Genomic DNA, 18,443 nt, shown 5'->3' with positions numbered 1-18,443 from the left:
GCCCGGCCCCAGCATGCGTGGCATACCGGAGGCCCGCCATGCGCTATGCCATCGTCACCGAAACCTACCCCCCTGAAGTCAATGGCGTTGCCTTGACCGTGCAGGGTCTGGAACTGGGCTTGCGTGCCGCCGGTCATCAGGTTGATCTGATCCGGCCACGGCAACCCTCCGACACCGAGGCGATCGACAGCACCGTGCTGGTCACCGGTGCCAATCTGCCACGGTATCCCGGCCTGCGCTTTGGCCTGCCGGCGCCCACCCGGCTGACCCGCCAGTGGCAGCATCAACGGCCGGACGCGATCTATATCGCCACTGAGGGTCCGCTCGGCTGGTCGGCGCTGCGCACCGCACGGAGGATGGGAATCCCGGTCGCCACCGGCTTCCATACCCGCTTCGATGAGTACCTGCCCGACTACGGCGTGGCCTGGCTGCAGGCCGCCGCGCTGCGCTGGATGCGCCGCTTCCACAACCAGGCCGATGCCACCCTGGTACCAACCCAGGAGCTGCAGCAGTTCCTCGGCGAACAAGGCTTCGATCGCGTGCGCCTGCTGGCACGCGCCGTGGACAGCAGTCAGTTCGAGCCCGAGCGCCGTGACCCGGCACTGCGCGAGGAGTGGGGGATCGATGGCAATGGCTTCGCCGCGATCTACGTTGGCCGCATCGCCCCGGAAAAAAACCTCGGGTTGGCGGTCAAAGCGTTCCGACGCCTGCAGCAGGTGCGGCCGAAGGCGCGGTTCGTGTTCGTCGGCGATGGCCCGTCACGCGCCAAACTGGCGCACGACAACCCGGACTTCATCTTCTGCGGCGTGCAGCGCGGCGATGCGCTGGCGCGGCACTTCGCCAGTGGCGATCTGTTCCTGTTCCCCAGCCGCAGCGAGACCTTTGGCAACGTGACGCTGGAAGCGATGGCCAGCGGCCTGGCGACGGTCGCCTTCGACTACGGCGCCGCCCGCGAATACCTGCGCACCGATGAAAACGGCATCGCCGTGAATGACGACAACGACTTTGTGACCGCTGCCGTGCAACTGGCCGGCGACGATGCATTGCGCCACCGGCTGGGCCGCACTGCCGCCACCGCGATGAAGCGACTGCACCCCCAGCACGTGGTGGCCGAGTTTGATGCGCTTCTCGCCGAACTGGCCCAGGCCCGGAGGCCGCATGCCGACCATGCTGCTTGATGCCCTGCGCGGGCGCGAAACGCGCTGGTGCCGACGCGCCAACCACTACTGCCGGCGCCGCCGGGTGCGGCACGCCTTCGCCGTCATCAGTCGTCTTGGCGACGGCGCGGCCTGGTACGCGCTGATGGCCGCACTGGTGCTGCTGGACGGCTTCGACGGCCTGCGTGCTTCGTTGCACATGGCCGCCACCGGCTTGATGGCACTGCTGCTGTACAAGGGCCTCAAACGCTGGACGCGGCGCCCGCGGCCCTTTGCCGCCGACCTGCGCATCCGCGCCTGGGTGGCGCCGCTGGACGAGTTCAGTTTCCCGTCCGGGCACACCCTGCACGCGGTGTCCTTCACGATCGTGGCGCTGGCCTACTACCCGTGGCTGGCCCCGTTGCTGGTGCCCTTCACCGTGCTGATCGGCCTGTCGCGGGTGGTGCTGGGCCTGCACTACCCCAGCGATGTGCTGGCCGCGACCGGCATCGCCGCACTGCTGGCCGCCGCCAGCCTGCAATGGCTGCCGTTGTAGCCGGGATCGTCGCGCCTCCTGTTGACCCGGCAAGGGCGATTCACCCTGTAGCGATGCCTCGCCCCGTGATCCCGTTTTACAATGGGTCCATGACCACGCTGTTCATCTCCGATCTGCACCTGGACCCGAGTCGTCCAGCCATCACCGACCTGTTCCTGGCCTTCCTGCGCGATGAAGCGATGCAGGCCGAGGCCCTGTACATCCTGGGCGACCTGTTCGAAGCCTGGATCGGCGATGACACGCCCTCCCCAGCCGCCGATGCGGTGGCGATCGCGCTGCATGCCGTGGCTGATGCCGGCGTGCCGGTGTACTTCATCCGCGGCAACCGCGATTTCCTGGTCGGCGAGGACTACGCGCGCCGCGCAGGGTTCACGATTCTCCCCGACCCGAGCGTCATCGATCTGTATGGCCGTCCGGTACTGCTGCAGCACGGCGATCTGCTGTGCACCGACGATATCGCCTACCAGCAGTTCCGCACGCAGACGCGCGACCCGGTGTTCCAGGCACAGTTCCTGTCGCAGCCACTGGCCGCGCGCATCGCCTTCGCACAGAAGGCGCGCGATGCCAGCCAGGCGCGTCAGTCGGAAATGAAACAGGGCGACCGCGCGCAGTTCGAGACCGTCACCGATGTCGCACCAGCGGAAGTCGATGCCACGTTCGGCCGCTATGGCGTGGACACGATGATCCACGGCCACACCCACCGCCCGGCCATCCACACGCTGCAGGCCGGCGGACGCAACTGCACCCGCATCGTACTGGGCGACTGGTACGAGCAGGGTTCGGTGCTGCGCGTCACCCCCGAAGGCTGGACACTGGACGCACTGGCGAACTGAACCGACCCCGCGACGGCGCAGTGGCCGCCGCGGGAAACGCAGATCAGCGGAACGCGGCCACGGCTGCCTTGGTGTTGACCAGTACGCGCTGGTTGTCGGCGCTGCTGGCGATGCCCGTCGGGATTCCGTTGTAGCTGATGTTCGGGTTGGACCAGTAGTTCAACCGCGGGCAGCTGCGGGTGCAGTTGTAGGCCATGATCGTGCGCCAGCCGGTACCGCCCGCCGGCTCGTAACGATAGCCATGGCCGTACGCATACGGCGAGGTGCTTGAGTCGGTGGCGATGTCATGCCGCGCGCTCTGCAGGTGGCCGATCTCATGCGCGAAGGAGTAGTAACCGGTCGCGCAGTCCCAATGCACCGCGGCGAACGCGGTGGCCGCCGTGGAGCCGATACCCGAGGCCAGCCCACACGAGCTGGCGTTGTTGATCACCAGCACCGCGACATCGGCGCGGGTGGTGTTGCGGCTGGTATGGATGCTGTCCATCACCCCATCGCTGGTAGCGCGGAAGCGCGCCAGATCAGTGGAGAAACTGCTCGACTCGGCATAGCTGGTGGTCTCGTACCCGGCCAACTGCAGGGTGATGCCGACATTGCTGTTGCTGTAGCCCTGATTGGATTCAGCCACGGCCAGTTGCACCAGCGACTGCATGTTGCCGCCATACGCCGCCACCGCACCGTTGGTGGCCACCACCAGCACGCGGATGGTGGCCGGCGTACCCGACGAGGCTGCCGCGATCCCTGCCCGGTCCGACGCCGGCATCGCGATGGTAGGCAGGCTGTTGTAGTCGGCCGGATGATCGGCCGGCATGCGCGCCTCATCCACTTCCACCAGCACATGCCGTCCGTCACTGACCGGGCGCAGCCGGTACAGCTGGCCATTCTTGCGGATCGAGCCGGTCACGGTATCCCCCGAGCGCACCAGGATCACCGCGTTCATCGGGTCCGGCGCACCGGCCTTGATCAGGCGCGCGCCGGCGCGTGTGCCGATCTGGCCGTACCAGATGCTGCCGCCATCGGCGAGCGTCTCGACCTTGCTCTGCAGGGCCTGCACCGGCTGCCCCAACAGCTCGAATTCCAGTTGTTTCTGCACCGGCGAGACGGCCGCTGCATCCACCCGGACCTCCTGCACTGCGCTGGTCGAGGGCGAGCCCATGACCCCCTGCAATGCCGGCTGGTCTGCGGTGCCGGCCCGGCTCAGCACTGTGACCGGCTCGAACAGCGGCGCGGCGGCAGCGCCACCGGCCCCCAACAGACACAACGCGAACACACCTGCGGCCTTGCTCATCGAACTGGACATCATGTCGCCTCTCTTTGAGTGAAAAACGGGAGTGAAGTCGTTGTTGCAGTCGGCCGACCGGGCCGGCACGTCCATCTGGCGCGCCCTGGCCCGGTGAATTCAATAGAAATTACGGATGGAATTCCGGAACTGTGATCGAGTGCTTCTTGGTTCAGCCTTGTGCACTCCTGCGCAGCGCCGCCTGCAGCCCGGACGGCCACACGCGCTGTAGACGGTCCTGCACCCGCCTGTCGAACGCGACCGGTGCGCTGGGCTCATCGAGCTGGAAGCCAAACATGCAGCCGGACAGCACGCCCCCGTAGCCGGCCGCCGTACCGAAACCGATCACGCTGGACAGATGGTGGCCCGGGAACGCCAGGCGCGCGGCGGGATCCTGGTTGCCGGTATTGCCCACTGTGCCACTGAGGGTGCCGTCGCCGTATTCCAGGCCCAGCCTATCCACCGCGTAACCATGCTGCACCAGCACCGCACGGACGTGCCCTCGCTCGACGATGTCGTCAATGCTGAAAAATGCCCCGCCAGCCCCGCCGACATGCACCGCATCGACGCGATCGGGCCCCTGCCCGGCAGCGTAGGAGAGGGTCAGCCCGTCCACGAAAACGTAGCCCTGCAGCGTGATGCTGCGGATCGGCCCGGTGGGTGGTACTGGAAGCGTCACCGTTGCCGGCTCAGGCACCCTGTCGTCGTAATAGGAGCCGATCAACATGCTGAAAAGCTCACGATCCAGCCGCACCTGTATGGCATCCGGATAGCGGGCCGTGTCGAAGTACGCCCAGCAGTCGCGCATGTCGCCCAGGCTGATCTGCAATTGGCTCCGCAGCGTGTAGACCGACGCCAACGGCTCATTGCGATGGCGCCCGCCGTCGTGAGGATGCGCCTTGGCAGTCGCCTGCAGCTGCTGCTCGACGACGGCATCGTAGTAGGCACCGTAATCCGCAATGCCGGACTGCAGCTGCGCCTGATAATCCAGGATCACGGCGGCAGGAAAGCCGCGACGATGCCCTTGCTGCACCGCCTGCCGCAACAGCCCCAGATGCAGGTTCGCCACCGGCACGAACAAGGGCAGCAGGCGGGCCTCGTGGCCTTTCAGCATGAACCCCTGGATGGAGGCGGTGAATGACACGTTCATGGCATCGATGACGCTGCGGATGTGCTGCGCATCGCCGGTCTGCAGCGCCGACAGGAACAAGCGCGTCGTGCGGGTGAATCCGACCAGCGATGCCTGCACCTGGAGATAGATCGCGTCGTCGAGCTTCTGGTCAACGATCCGGTTGACTGCGTCGATGTACTGCCGCCATTGCGCATCCTCACTGTCGAACAGGTGGGTGGGAATGAACAGTCCGCCGAAGAACGAGAGAATGCCGCCGACCTCAGGCACGGCTGCCAGTGCCTTCAAGGTGAGTGCGCGAAAGGCTCCCCACCACCAGTCGCCATCGAAGGTTGCGGTGGGCGCCGCCTCCAGATGCTGTGCCAGAGAGGTGGTGGGCAGGGCCAGACCGGTGCCTCCCAGCGCGGCCAGGCCGAGGAAACGACGCCGGTTCAAGACCGGTGGGCGGAGCATCATGGGCTTGACCGTTGAGCGGAAACGGCCTGCAGAATAGGCAGCGCTCGAGGCAGGGACGTAAACCTTGCGTTATAACGGCCGCACGATCAAAACAAAATGCTGATCACGACATCTCGATCATCGCCACGTATTGAATTATCGTCCCGGCGTGCGTGCCCGCTGCGATCAGGGTCAGACACGGATGGATGTGCATGCAGACTCGAATCAGGCGCTGGAAATGAGCCCACCGGATCAAACCCGTATCGACAATACGCTGCACATCGGCCTGTTTTTCGATGGCACGCGCAACAATGCCGACAACCTGCAGCGGGCGTCGCGCCCACCGGGCGCTACGACGCCCGTACCGCGGCCGCCGGCCGTGATGGCCGATGATGCATCGCCGTATCAAAGCCGCTTGACCAGCAGCTACAGCAACGGCCTGACCAACATCGCGCGGCTGCAGGCCCTGTATCCGGACCATAGGCAGATGCCAGCAACCGGCGACACGCTGGCGCTGTCGATCTACATCGAGGGCGTGGGTACGCGCACGGGTGAAGACGACGACCTGATGGGGCTGGCGTTCGGGATCGGCCGCACCGGCGTGCGCGCCAAGCGGCGCCGGACGCTGGAGCAGCTGCTGCCCGAAGCGCTGCGCCAACTGGCCCGCGCGCAGCCCGGCCGCGCAGTGAGCAGTGTGCACGTGGATCTGTTTGGTTACTCGCGCGGCGCGGCCAGCGCGCGCGATGCGGTGGCCTTTCTCAACGCAGCCGGAGCAGCCGCCTGGCTGGCCGAACAGCTGGTGCGGTGCGGCTGGTCGCTGGCACCGGGTTTCCCGGGTGCCGCACGGCTGGTGCGCTTCGTGGGGCTGCTCGATACCGTGGTGGCGATCAGCCGCCAGCACCGTGATGAGATGCCGGTGGTGGCGCTACCGGCGGGCTGCGCCGACAAGGTGGTGCAGCTGGTCGCACGCGATGAACACCGCGAGCATTTCGCGCTGACCAGCGTGGCACCCGAGCATGAGGAGATCGTCCTGCCCGGCGTGCATGCCAACATCGGCGGTGGCTACGACCAGCGCATCGAAGGGCCCAAGCTGCTGAGCCGCCCGCAGGGGCAGCTGCTGCGTGGCACCGGGCTGGCGGCAGGAGAGGTACCACCGCTGGCGCTGCTGCGCACGAGCACGGTGTACCGCAACGCGCAGGCCACGTGTCGGCGCTGGCAACGCGCGCTGGGGCTGGGAGAGGAGGCGATCTGGGTCGATGTCTGGCACCAGTGGCAGCAGCAGCGTGTCGCCGGCAGCCGCAGTGTCCTGCCGCAACTCACCTTGCGTGCGTACGCCGCAGTGGTCCTGCGCCGCGAGATCGATGCGCGTTACCAGTTCATCGCGCTGCGGCTGCTGCACCAGCGTGCCGCGGCAGCAGGTGTCGCGTGGACGACCTCACCGGACGCATTGCCCGCACTCGCACTGCCCGCGGAACTGCAGCCCATCGCGGCGCGGTTGCTGGCCGGCCAACCGCTGGAGGTCGCGCAGGAGCTCACACTTCGCCAGCACTACCTGATGCAGTCGGCACATTGGAACTTCGATGCTTTGGGCGATACCGCCCTGCTCTATGCGGCTGATGCGGGCACCCAGGAGCTGCCGTATCGGCCGGGCCCGGGGCTGTTCTACGTGAACCGGCCAACCGGAAACGGTCAGCGCGTGGTGCTGGCCAACACCTGACCGCGCAGTTCGGTCTGTTCGATCAGCTCGGCCAGTTCTTCTTCGTCGAATCCGGCCAACAGGCGCGCTTCCAGGTTGAACGGGCCATAGAGGAAGCCGCCGGCGTACTCGCGCAGCAATGCCATGAACCGCGGGCGTGGCTCGACGTTCTCGCGCGTGCAGTACCAGCGGTACCACCGCGAACCAGCGGCCACGTGCGCCACCTCTTCGCGCAGGATGATCTCCAGCACATCGGCGGTGGCATGGTCGCCACCAGCACGCAGCTTCACGATCATCCCCGGGGTGACATCCAGCCCGCGCGCTTCGAGCACGCGCGGCACCAGCGCCATGCGCGCCAGCCCGTCGTGCGCGGTCTTCTCGCACATTTCCCACAGGCCGTTGTGCGCGTCGAAATCGCCGTAGGCATAGCCGTTGGCCTGCAGCCGATCGTGCAGCAGCATGAAGTGGCGCGATTCGTCATCGGCCACGCTGACCCAGTCGGCATGGAAGGAGCTCGGCAGGCCGCGGAAACGGTAGACCGCATCCCAGGCCAGGTCGATCGCATTGAGTTCGATATGCGCGATGGCGTGCACGAACGCGGCACGCCCTTCCACGCTGCCCAGGCCACGACGCGGCAGATCGCGCGGGTGGACGAGTGTGGGCCTGGCCGGGCGGCCCGGCATCCGGATCGGCTCCGGTGGCGGCGCATCGGCCGGTGCCTTCAGGCGACCGGCGCGGAACTGCACGGCGTAGTGCTGGGTCAACGCGACCTTGCGCAACGGATCCGGCTCGGCCAGGCACTGCTGCGCGGCCTGCAGCAGATCACCGGCCGCGCTGTCCAACACGTCACTCATGCCCTGCCCTCAGGCGCGACGCTTGTGCTTGGCATCGTCCGAACGCAGCTGCTGGATGCGCTCGAAGTACCCCGGCTCGATGCCGGTGGGGTAGACGCCGTTGAAGCACGAGGAATCGAACGACTTCAGCTCCGGGTTGCCTTCGCTCACCGCCGCTTCCATGTCCTCGATGTCCTGGTAGATCAGCCAGTCGCAGCCCAGGTGCTTCTCGATTTCTTCAATGCTGCGGTTGTGCGCGACCAGTTCTTCGGCCGCCGGCATGTCGATGCCGTAGATGTTCGGGTAGCGCACAGGCGGCGCGGCGCTGGCCAGGTAGACCTTGCGGGCACCGGCGTCACGCGCCATCTGCACGATCTGCTGGCTGGTGGTGCCGCGCACGATCGAGTCGTCCACCAGCAGCACCACGCGGTTGCGGAACTCCAGGTGGATCGGGTTGAGCTTGCGGCGCACCGATTTCACCCGTTCACCCTGGCCCGGCATGATGAAGGTGCGGCCGATGTAGCGGTTCTTGATGAAGCCTTCGCGGTACTTCACCCCGAGCGTGTTGGAAATCTCCAGCGCGGCATCGCGCGAGGTATCCGGGATCGGGATGATGGTGTCGATGTCGTGATCCGGGCGCAGGCGCAGGATCTTCTCGCCCAGCTTGATGCCCATGCGCATGCGCGCCTTGTGCACCGAGACGTTGTCGATCATCGAATCCGGGCGGGCGAAGTACACGTACTCGAAGATGCACGGGCTGTGCTCGACCGGCTCGGCGCAGACTTCGGAGAACAGCTCACCCCGCGCGGTGATCACCAGCGCTTCGCCCGGGCGCACATCACGCACACGCTGGAAGCCGAGCACGTCCAGTGCGGCCGATTCGGAGGCCACGATGTATTCGTCGCCTTCGGCGTGGGCACGCTTGCCCAGCACCAGCGGGCGGATGCCGTGCGGATCACGGAAGGCCACCAGGCCCAGGCCCAGCACCACGCTGATCACCGCATAGCCACCCTTGACGCGGCGGTGCACGGCGGCCACGGCGCGGATCGCCGCTTCCGGGGTCAGCTGGCGCTGTGCGTCCAGTTCGAACGCGAACACGTTCAACAGCACTTCGCTGTCCGAGTCGGTGTTGACGTTGCGGCGGTCCTGCTCGAACACCTGCTGGCGCAGGGCTTCGGTATTGATCAGGTTGCCGTTGTGGGCCAGCGCGATGCCGTACGGCGAGTTCACGTAGAACGGCTGCGCCTCGTCCATGCCTTCCGAACCGGCCGTGGGATAGCGCACATGCGCGATGCCGACGCGGCCTTCCAGCGTGGACATCCGCTTGGCATCGAACACATCGCGCACCAGGCCATTGGCCTTCTGCACGCGCAGGCGGGTGCCGTCGGCGGTGGCGATGCCGGCCGCGTCCTGGCCACGATGCTGGAGGACGGTCAGGCCGTCATACAACTGCCCGGCGACGTTCTGGTTGCCGACGATTCCGACGATGCCACACATGGTGCGAATTCTCCGCTGGGCTGCGCCCATCTACAGTGAAGGTGGCCGTGCCTGGCCGGGGGTACCGTTCCGTGCCGGAGCGGTGTCGTCCGGACGCGGTTGCGCCGGCTCGATATTGACTGGCAGTGTGGAAGCCGGCCCGCGCGCCGCAGCGTCGGCAGGTGCCGTCTCCCTCCCCTCGTCAACGGGACGCGGCCATCCGCGCCCTGCCACTACTTCGCCAAGGACGCCATTATCGCCTGTCGCGAGCGGCTTGCCCAAATCCATCGTCGGCAGTTGCGGCAGATTCACCTCCGGCAACGCCATCTCCGGCAGCTGCGCCTGCATCCAGCGCACGCCGGGTTGCAGCAGTGGCCGCACCTGCGAGGTCTGCCAGGCCGGCTCCTGCGGCAGCGGCGTGAACGCAGCCAGCATCAGCAGCACGCAGCCCAGGAAGGCGCCGCGGACCAGGCCCAATGCGCCGCCCAGCAGGCGGTCGGCGCCGGTCAGGCAGGTGACCTTCACGGCCGCCTTGATCAGCATGCCGATCAGGCCGACGGCGATCATGACGATCAGGAACACCCCCAGGTAGCCGGCAACGTAATGGCCGGTGCCCGGTTCCAGCGGCGCCGCCCACCACTGGGCTGCGTCATTGCCGAACAGGAACGCGGCCCAGCCGGCCAGCAGCCAGGACAGGGTGCTGACCACGATGCCGACAAAGCCGCGCATCAGGCCCAGCAGGACCGAGGCCCCGATCAGGACCAGCAGGACGATGTCGATCATGCCGGCAGGCCGAACGGTCCGGGCCGTCCAGCGGGTGCGGGGCGGCGTGGATCAGGCATCAGGGGTGCGGGCGGACCATGCCGGCCACACCGACCTTGGCGGCCACCTGCGCCTTGAGGTTCTCGGCATCGGCGCGGTTGGCGACCGGCCCGACGCGGACCCGGTTGAGGGTGCCCTTGTCGGTACGGACCTGCTCCACGAAGGCGCTGAAGCCGGCGGCGCGGACTTTGTCGCGCAGCGCGTTGGCCTCGGCCGCCTGGCCGAAGGCACCAAGCTGCACGGCGAAACCGACGCTGCTGGCGGCCGGGGCAGCCGGAGCAGCCGGTGCCGCGACGGCCGTCTCGGGCTTGGGCGCCGGGGCCGGTTTGGGCTCGGGCTTGGGCGCGGCCGGCTTCGGTTCCGGCTTGGCGGCCGCGACCGGCTCGGCCGGCAGGGATTCGGTTTTCACGGTAGTGCCCGCCGGCGCGGCGGCAGCGCTGGAGGCCGACGGGGTCGGTGCAGTCGCAGCCGGCGTGGCGGCAACCGCGGTATCGGCGCGAGCATCCAGGGTGATGACCTCGGCCTTGACGTCGTTGCGCACCTTCACCGCCTGCAGACGGCCGGCTTCGGCCAGCGCGCGATCGGCGTAGGGGCCGACGCGCACGCGCCAGGCCTGCCGGCCATTGATCGTGGCCGGCTCGCGGAAGCCCGCCAGCTGGGCGCTCTTCAACGAGGCGATGACGCGGTCGGCATCGGCTTCGGTGGCATAGGCACCGAAGCTGACGGCGTAGTTGCCCGCGGCCACGGCCGGCGAGGTGTCTGCCGGCGCCGGATCGGCGGCGACCGCAGCGCCGTCGGCCAGCGGCTGCGTGGTGGATGCCCCGCTCTGCAGGCCGGTGGCGCCACCGGTCGGTGCGACCAGCGGCAGCTCGCGGGTTTCGAACTGGCCATCGGACGGCGCGGCCGGTGCACTGATCGGCACGTTGGCGACACCACTGTCAGGTGCAGGGCCCTTGACCAGCATGGGCAGGAAAATCACGGCCAACGCCACCAGGACGATGGCACCAATCAGTCGCTGTTTCAGAGGAGTATCCACGTGAAGGCAGGCAGGCGGCGCGGCGGAATGCCACGGCGATTATACGGGTGCGCGCGTGTGCGGCGGCTGATGCGGCTGAACGGCGCTGCAAAGCACCCTCAGGCGCCGGGATCGAGGGCCTGCAGCGCCTGCGCGGCGGTGTGGAAGGAGCCGAACACCAGCACGCGATCGCCGGCCTTGGCCTGCGTCACGGCATGCTGCAGGGCGTCGGCGACGGTGGCATGCGGCGTAGCGCCGGCCGCAGCCGTACCGGTCAGGCGTGCCCGCAGTTCCTCGGCGCTCTGCGCACGCGCCCCCTCCAGCCCGGCCAGGTGCCACTGCTGGACCTGATCGGCCAAGGCCTCGACCACCCCGGCGGCATCCTTGTCCTGCAGAGCGGCAAACACCGCGATGGTGTCGCCGGTGACGCGACTGGCCTTCAGTGCGGTGGCCAGTTCGCGTGCGGCCTGCGGGTTGTGGCCGACATCGACCAGCACCTCCACGCCGTCACGATCGAAGGCCTGCAGACGGCCACGGATACGCGCGGCGGCGACGCCTTCGATGAAGGCGGTGCGCGGCAGCGGACGATCCAGCGCACGCAGCGCGGCGATCGCCGTCGCGGCATTGGCCCGCTGGATGGGCCCGCGCAGCGTCGGATGCGGCAGTTCGATACGGAAGCCGACATCGCGCCAGCGCCAGCGCTTGCCATCGATGGCATCGGCGAAGAAATCGCTGCCGCCACGGATGGCGTTGGCACCCACCAGATAGGCACGCGCGAGCACACTCGAGGGCGGATCGATTTCGCCGAGGATCACCGGCTTCCAGCCTCGGATGATGCCGGCCTTCTCGGTCCCGATCGCTTCACGGTCCTCGCCCAGCCAGTCGCTGTGGTCGATATCGACGGTGGTGATCACCGCCACGTCGCCATCGACGATGTTGACCGCATCCAGACGCCCGCCAAGGCCGACTTCAAGCACGGCCAGATCCAGGCCCGCCTGCGCGAACAGCTGCAGGGCGGCCAACGTGCCGTACTCGAAGTAGGTCAGCGTGGTATCGCCACGCGCGTCCTCAATGGCGTTGAAGGCCGCCATCAGAGCGTCATCGGTGGCGTCCTGGCCATCGATGCGCACGCGCTCGTTGTAGCGCAGCAGGTGCGGCGAGGTGTACGCACCGACCTTCCAGCCGGCGGCACGTGCGATGGCCTCGATGAAGGCCACGGTGGAGCCTTTGCCGTTGGTGCCACCGACCACGATGCTGCGCTCGGCCGGCGCGCCCAGCCCCATCGCCTGCGCCACGGTACGCACCCGGTCCAGCCCCATGTCGATGGTGGCCGGGTGCTGCTGCTCGATGTAGCTGAGCCAATCGGAGAGGGTCTGCGGGCGGGCGGTGGTGGTCATGGTCGTTGGATCGGAATCGTTGGGGCGGACGGCAGGATGGGACGCAGTGCGTTACAGCGCGCGGTGCTTGGCTTCGCCGAAGAACGGGGTGTGGTGCGCACAGTCGTTGAGGCGGACCACTTCCAGCTGCTCGAGGTCGGGGCCTTCGAGCAGGTTGAGGGTGGTCGGTGCCTGGCGGAAGGTCCACAGGCGCGAGATCGGCAGGCCGAGGATGCGGCACAGGATCACGCGGTTGACGGCGTCATGGGCGACCACCAGCAGGGTGTCGTGCTCGCCCAGGCCTTCAGCGGCACGGGCCAGGCCACGCCAGCTGCGCTCGAGCACCAGGCGCAGCGATTCGCCGCCGGGCATCAGCACGGTGTCCGGTTCTTCGCGCCAGGCGCGCAGGCGGGAGGGATCCTTGTCGTGGATTTCGCTGGCCAGCAGGCCTTCCCATTCGCCGTGGGCGATTTCCTGCAGGTCCGGCTCGGTCTGCAGCATCGGGGCACGCTCGGCACCGAGGGCGAGCTGGGCGGTGAGCTGGGCGCGCGAGAGCGGTGAGGCAACGGCGCGGGTGATGTCGACGGACTTCAGACGTTCCCCCAGTGCCTTGGCCTGGGCTTCGCCGATCGGCGACAACGGGATATCGATCTGGCCTTGGTAGCGGCCTTCGGCATTCCACGGCGTTTCGCCGTGACGGGCAAGCAGGATGCGCATGCGGACAAGGGGTCCTTGGGGGAGGAGGTTCCGGCGCTTCGTTCACATCCTGTGAAAGCACGCGGAACAGGGATGATACCCGGTCGCGGCTGTGAAGCTGTGTGGCTGTTTGCTCTTGATTGCTCGCTTGATGACGGATGGCTCGTAGAGCTTGGCGCCTGATTGGCCCGCATTGGCTGAGGCCGGGCAGCCTCTGGCAGGACACGCCGTGAACCCATCCCTGGGGGCTCGTACGACGGCATCCATGCCGTCGAACGGTCCTGCCAGGGGCTACCCGGCCTCAGCCACCAAGGTTTCCGTTGCTGACGCGGACACGAGGGCCAATGCCGCGGCTGCTTGTTCCCTTCCGTCGAACGGTCCTGCCAGGGGCTACCCGGCTCAGCCACCAAGGTTTTCGTCGCTGACGCGGACGCAAAGCGCAGGTGCAGTGCAGCTTCGCCTTTTTGTCCGCACACCGGCATTTGTCCAGAGCGCGCCGGGCAGGGCTGGGCGAGACCGTTCGACCGCATGGATGCGGTCGTACGAGCCCCCATGGATGGGTTCACGGCGTGTCTCGCCCAGCCCTGCCCGGCGCGCTCCCGCAGGAGAAAGCAAGACGCCACGCGTTTGACTGTCATTCGCACATGAAAAAACCCCGCAGATGTCGCTGCGGGGTTCTGGAAACCGACGTGTCGGTTTACTTGCTGAGGTTCAGTTCTTTGAGCAGCTGCGGCGCCGGCGCCACTTCCTGCATGATCCACTGCATGTAACGGCTGTCGACCGCGATCATGCGGGTCATCACCGGATCGAACACCCAGTTCGAGCTGACCGACTCCCAGTTGCCATCGAAGGCCAGGCCGACCAGCTTGCCGTTGGCATCCAGCACCGGCGAACCGGAATTGCCGCCGGTGATGTCCAGGTTGGACAGGAAGTTCACCGGCACCGAGCCGATGCGCTTGTCTTCCAGGCCGCCGTAACGCTTGGCCTTGACCGCCTCCAGCAGCGCCTTGGGCGAATCGAACGGGTCTTCGCCGGTTTCCTTCGCGGCCACGCCTTCCAGGGTGGTGAACGGGGTGTAGTTCACGCCGTCCTTGCCGTAGCCCATGACGTTGCCGAAGGTGATGCGCAGCGACAGGTTGGCGTCCGGATAGACGAACTCGCCCTTGCTCTTCTTGTAGTCGGCCACGGCCTGCAGATACAGCGGGCGCGACACCAGCGACTCGCCTTCGCGGGTCTTCTTCTGCTCTTCCTGCTTGAGCAGCGCCGGCATCACCGCCACCGCGTACTGGATGGCCGGATCGGTGCTGGCTTCGAAGGCGGCGCGGTCGGCCTTGAACCACGTCAGGCGCTCATCCAGGCTGCCCAGCCTGGTGGCCGAGAGCTTGCCGACCAGACCCTGCACGGCCGCCGCATCGCTGCCTGCCAGCCACTGGTTGAGCACCTCGTTGGTGCGCTGGGCCGCCGGCAGGGCCACGTACTGGCTCAGCCAGTAGGTCTGCAGCTGCTGGTCCATGCGCGGCACGTAACGGCGGTCCATCTGCTTCAGGCCGCCTTCGATGGAGGGCAGATCGCGCTCCTGATAGCCGACCTCACGCTCGGCATCGGCCTTGCTGCGCTCGATCGAGAGGCGGTACAGGGTGATCGCCGAGCCCACGGCCGAGGTGCTGTTGAACTGGCTGACGAACAGGTCGCGCTCACGCGTGGCCTTGCTGGTGTCCAGGTGCTGGATCAGCTGCGCATGCGCGGCCAGGGCCGGTTTGCCGGCGGCGCCACGCTTCTTCAGCCAGGCCAGCACGGCGGCTTCTTCGGCCTGCTTCTGGCCGGCCGCGTCGATGCGCTTGAAGCCTTCCAGCTGGCCGGCGTAGTTCTTGGCCACGTTGTTCATGCTGGCCGCGGTGGCGGCGTACTTCACCTTGATGTCCGGATCGGCCTTGCCGGCCTCGTCGATCATCTTCAGCACCGCGTTGTAGTGGCGCGCGATGGTCGGGTAGGTCCAGCTGGCGGTTTCATTGAACTCGCCGGCCAGCGCGTAGCGGTTGGTGCGGCCCGGGTAACCGGCCACCATCACGAAGTCGTCGGCGCCCAGCGGCTGGTCGGCGAACTTCAGGAAGTGCTTGGGCTGGTAAGGCACGTTGTCGGCCGAGAAGGCGGCCGGCTTGCCGTCCTTGCCCACGTAGGCGCGGTAGAACGAGAAATCACCGGTGTGGCGCGGCCACATCCAGTTGTCGATGTCGCCGCCGAACTTGCCGACGCTGCCCGGAGGCGCGTAGACCAGGCGCACGTCCTTGATTTCCATGTTGCGGAACAGGCGGTAGGTGTTGCCGCCGGAGAAGCTGTACAGGCGGCAGCGGAAGCCGGCATCGGCTTCACAGGCGGCGGTCTGGGCCTTGTCGAAGGCGTCCAGCGCGCGGGTACGGGCCAGCGGGTTCTTGCCGGCGGCGGCGATCGCGGCCTTGGCCTGGTCGGTGACGTCGGTGATCTGGTCCAGCACGAACACGCGGGCGTTCGGGCCGGCGCTCAACTCGTCCTTCAGGGTCGGCGCATTGAAGCCGTCCTTGATCAGGTTCTTCTCGGCCGTCGAGTTCAGCTGGATCGCACCGTAGGCGCAGTGGTGATTGGTGACCACCAGGCCCTGCGGGGAGACGAAGCTGGCGGTGCAGCCGCCCAGCGCCACGACTGCGCCCATCGGGTCGCCGGTCAGGTTGGAGATCTGCTCCGGGGACAGCTTCAGGCCGGCCTGCTTGAGCGGGCCGGCGATTTCCGGCAGCTGCTGCGGCACCCACATGCCTTCAGCGGCATGGGCGACCTGGACCAGCCCAAGGCTGGCGACGACGGAGAAGGCAAGCAGGTTCGAGCGCATTGAGCGGCCCCTGGTGAAAGAACCGCCGAGTGTAGCCCAGCCCCTGCCCCGGCCCGATCCCCGGAAGTCATGGGCCGGGCCATGCCGCCGTCCGCCGGGCATGGCCCGGCGAGCGCAGCGGCGCCGTTCGAAACGCCCATGCACCCCCGCCTTTCGTTCCGCCAGCGCACCCGCAGCGCAACATGGGAATTGCGCGCAGCCCTCTATAATCCGCGTTTTCCCCCAGACGAGTTCCACCCCGATGGCGCAGCAAACAATGAAGGCCCTGGTCAAACGCGAAGCCGCCAAGGGCATCTGGCTGGAAGACGTTCCGGTCCCCACCCCCGGCCCGAACCAGGTCCTGATCAAGCTGGAAAAAACCGCCATCTGCGGTACCGACCTGCACATCTACCTGTGGGACGAGTGGAGCCAGCGTACGATCAAGCCGGGCCTGACCATCGGCCACGAGTTCGTCGGCCGCATCGCCGAGATCGGCCCGGGCGTGACCGGCTATGAGATCGGCCAGCGCGTCTCGGCCGAAGGCCATATCGTCTGCGGCCATTGCCGCAATTGCCGCGGTGGCCGCCAGCACCTGTGCCCGAACACCGTGGGCATCGGCGTCAACGTCAACGGCGCCTTCGCCGAATACATGGTGATGCCGGCCAGCAACCTGTGGCCGATCCCCGATCAGATCCCGTCCGAGCTGGCCGCCTTCTTCGATCCGTACGGCAACGCCGCGCACTGCGCGCTGGAGTTCAACGTGATCGGCGAAGACGTGCTGATCACCGGCGCCGGCCCGATCGGCATCATCGCCGCGGGCATCTGCAAGCACATCGGTGCGCGCAACGTGGTGGTCACCGACGTCAATGATTTCCGCCTGAAGCTGGCCGCCGACATGGGCGCCACCCGCGTGGTGAACGTCTCCAACACCTCGCTCAAGGACGTGATGAAGGAGCTGCACATGGAGGGCTTCGACGTGGGCCTGGAAATGAGCGGCAACCCGCGCGCGTTCAACGACATGCTTGACTGCATGTACCACGGCGGCAAGATCGCCATGCTCGGCATCATGCCCAAGGGCGCTGGCTGCGACTGGGACAAGATCATCTTCAAGGGCCTGACCGTGCAGGGCATCTACGGCCGCAAGATGTACGAGACCTGGTACAAGATGACCCAGCTGGTGCTGTCCGGCTTCCCGCTGGGCAAGGTGATGACCCACCAGCTGCCGATCGATGATTTCCAGAAGGGCTTCGACCTGATGGAACAGGGCAAGGCCGGCAAGGTGGTGCTTAGCTGGAATTGATCACCTGTGCCCTCGGCACAGATGATCAAGTGTCTATTCCACTTTATCCCCGCACCGTTGGCGCGCCCTTTGAACAGCAAGGGGGCTGTTCTCCAGCAAGGGTTCCGGTGTGAGGTCACCATTGAAAAGGCGCCCATCCGGGCGCCTTTTCTGGTTCGCGAGGTGGTCGGCGGTGTGGGGCGCCGGTTACTGCCCGATGCCGACCGTGAACACCACACGGTTGTCGGCCAGCTTGCCGGAGTTGTCGCGGCCGTTGCCATCGGTGCCGTAATAGCCCAGACCCAGGTTGAACAGACCGAACTGGCGGCTGACGCCGACATTCCAATCGGTGTAATCCTTGGAGATGCCTTCTTCGAAGGTGCTGCGGCCGACGTTCGCGCTCAACGTGAAGTCCTGCGGCAAGGCCCACTCGCCGCCCACGGCGTAGTACCACGCATCGGTGCCCGAATTGAACACGTCATTGGTGTAGGTCACGGTCAGGCTGTACTGCTCGGCGAACGTGGTCTTGGTGATGAACTCGTTGTAGGCCAGCTCGCTCGAGCCCGGGTAGGTGTAGCGGTTGAGCAGCAGATCCAGGTTGACGTTGTCGGTCACGTCAAAGGCGTAGCCGATCAGGTAATCGACCTCGGCGTCCGGGCCGCCATCACCGAAATCCACGCCCGACCCCCAGACACCGGCGTACAGACCCACCGGCGAGGTATAGGTGAAGCCGGCCTGGATCGTCGGATCCTCGTCGGTCTGGGACACACCACGGAACACGTAATCCGAGACGCCGGTGACGTTCCAGCTGAACGGCGATTCGGCCTCGTCCTGGGCACTGGCGGCGAACGGGGCAAGCAGGGCGGCGCAGAGCACAACGGCGGCGGTACAGCGCGTGGCGTGGTTCATGCGGGGTCTCTCCAGACGTGGGGGTGGGCGGAACGGCAGCGGTTTACAGTTTTTTAACCTGATTGATATTGCGATGCAACAATCACGTCTGCAACCGTCTTCCGCCCTGCCCCGCCCATCCACCGCCGGCGGCAACC

At 67.0% G+C, this 18,443-nt stretch carries 15 protein-coding genes; 5 read left to right on the top strand and 10 right to left on the bottom strand.

Annotated features, from left to right (window positions below; translation table 11 throughout):
* The first annotated feature begins 38 nt into the window (after positions 1–38).
* The 3 genes from ACWV8V_RS00320 to lpxH all read left to right on the top strand — a co-directional run bounded on the left by ACWV8V_RS00320 (position 39) and on the right by lpxH (position 2,525).
* Positions 39–1,178 carry a glycosyltransferase family 4 protein gene (locus ACWV8V_RS00320; protein ID WP_455898653.1) on the top strand — a complete coding sequence of 380 codons (1,140 nt, stop codon included), beginning with the start codon at positions 39–41 and terminating at the stop codon, positions 1,176–1,178.
* Positions 1,159–1,692 carry a phosphatase PAP2 family protein gene (locus ACWV8V_RS00315; protein ID WP_455898652.1) on the top strand — a complete coding sequence of 178 codons (534 nt, stop codon included), beginning with the start codon at positions 1,159–1,161 and terminating at the stop codon, positions 1,690–1,692. The genes ACWV8V_RS00320 and ACWV8V_RS00315 overlap by 20 nt, the downstream gene beginning before the upstream one ends.
* Before the next feature lie 89 nt (positions 1,693–1,781).
* Positions 1,782–2,525, top strand: a complete 744-nt coding sequence (lpxH, locus tag ACWV8V_RS00310; RefSeq protein ID WP_455898651.1) for a UDP-2,3-diacylglucosamine diphosphatase — start codon at positions 1,782–1,784, stop codon at positions 2,523–2,525.
* Positions 2,526–2,568: 43 nt separating this feature from the next.
* On the opposite strand, the gene ACWV8V_RS00305 is transcribed toward lpxH, so the two are convergent.
* Positions 2,569–3,825, bottom strand: a complete 1,257-nt coding sequence (locus tag ACWV8V_RS00305) for a zinc-dependent metalloprotease (RefSeq protein ID WP_455898650.1) — start codon at positions 3,823–3,825, stop codon at positions 2,569–2,571.
* Positions 3,826–3,973: 148 nt separating this feature from the next.
* Positions 3,974–5,386: an insecticidal delta-endotoxin Cry8Ea1 family protein gene (locus tag ACWV8V_RS00300; RefSeq protein ID WP_259261142.1), complete on the bottom strand. Its 1,413-nt coding sequence runs from the start codon at positions 5,384–5,386 to the stop codon at positions 3,974–3,976.
* A gap of 217 nt (positions 5,387–5,603) precedes the next feature.
* On the opposite strand from ACWV8V_RS00300, the gene ACWV8V_RS00295 reads away from it, so the two are divergent.
* Positions 5,604–7,082, top strand: coding sequence for a phospholipase effector Tle1 domain-containing protein (locus tag ACWV8V_RS00295; protein ID WP_455898649.1), 1,479 nt, complete (start codon positions 5,604–5,606; stop codon positions 7,080–7,082).
* Here the strand turns inward: ACWV8V_RS00295 and ACWV8V_RS00290 are convergent.
* From ACWV8V_RS00290 to ACWV8V_RS00260, 7 genes are all read right to left on the bottom strand, one after another.
* Complete coding sequence (locus tag ACWV8V_RS00290) at positions 7,055–7,915, bottom strand: ferritin-like domain-containing protein (RefSeq protein ID WP_346468468.1); 861 nt, start codon at positions 7,913–7,915, stop codon at positions 7,055–7,057. The two genes, ACWV8V_RS00295 and ACWV8V_RS00290, sit on opposite strands and share 28 nt — an antisense overlap.
* Positions 7,916–7,924: 9 nt before the next feature.
* A complete protein-coding gene (gene purF, locus ACWV8V_RS00285) occupies positions 7,925–9,391 on the bottom strand; it encodes an amidophosphoribosyltransferase (RefSeq protein WP_019185825.1) in 1,467 nt (488 codons plus the stop codon).
* A gap of 30 nt (positions 9,392–9,421) precedes the next feature.
* A complete protein-coding gene (locus ACWV8V_RS00280; RefSeq protein WP_259261138.1) occupies positions 9,422–10,153 on the bottom strand; it encodes a CvpA family protein in 732 nt (243 codons plus the stop codon).
* A gap of 58 nt (positions 10,154–10,211) precedes the next feature.
* Positions 10,212–11,228, bottom strand: coding sequence for an SPOR domain-containing protein (locus ACWV8V_RS00275; protein WP_259261137.1), 1,017 nt, complete (start codon positions 11,226–11,228; stop codon positions 10,212–10,214).
* Between the two features lie 98 nt (positions 11,229–11,326).
* Entirely contained in the window at positions 11,327–12,604 is a 1,278-nt protein-coding gene (folC, locus tag ACWV8V_RS00270; protein WP_455898648.1) for a bifunctional tetrahydrofolate synthase/dihydrofolate synthase, read from the bottom strand.
* Between the two features lie 51 nt (positions 12,605–12,655).
* Entirely contained in the window at positions 12,656–13,300 is a 645-nt protein-coding gene (locus ACWV8V_RS00265; RefSeq protein ID WP_259261135.1) for a histidine phosphatase family protein, read from the bottom strand.
* Between the two features lie 676 nt (positions 13,301–13,976).
* Entirely contained in the window at positions 13,977–16,139 is a 2,163-nt protein-coding gene (locus ACWV8V_RS00260) for a S46 family peptidase (protein WP_455898647.1), read from the bottom strand.
* Positions 16,140–16,395: 256 nt separating this feature from the next.
* On the opposite strand from ACWV8V_RS00260, the gene tdh reads away from it, so the two are divergent.
* Entirely contained in the window at positions 16,396–17,418 is a 1,023-nt protein-coding gene (tdh, locus tag ACWV8V_RS00255; protein WP_121042931.1) for an L-threonine 3-dehydrogenase, read from the top strand.
* Positions 17,419–17,604: 186 nt separating this feature from the next.
* On the opposite strand, the gene ACWV8V_RS00250 is transcribed toward tdh, so the two are convergent.
* Positions 17,605–18,306, bottom strand: coding sequence for a TorF family putative porin (locus ACWV8V_RS00250; RefSeq protein ID WP_123728469.1), 702 nt, complete (start codon positions 18,304–18,306; stop codon positions 17,605–17,607).
* Between the last annotated feature and the right edge of the window lie 137 nt (positions 18,307–18,443).

The sequence above is a fragment of the Stenotrophomonas sp. Ker107b genome (genome assembly GCF_053847245.1).
This window is presented reverse-complemented; position numbering and strand designations above follow the sequence as displayed.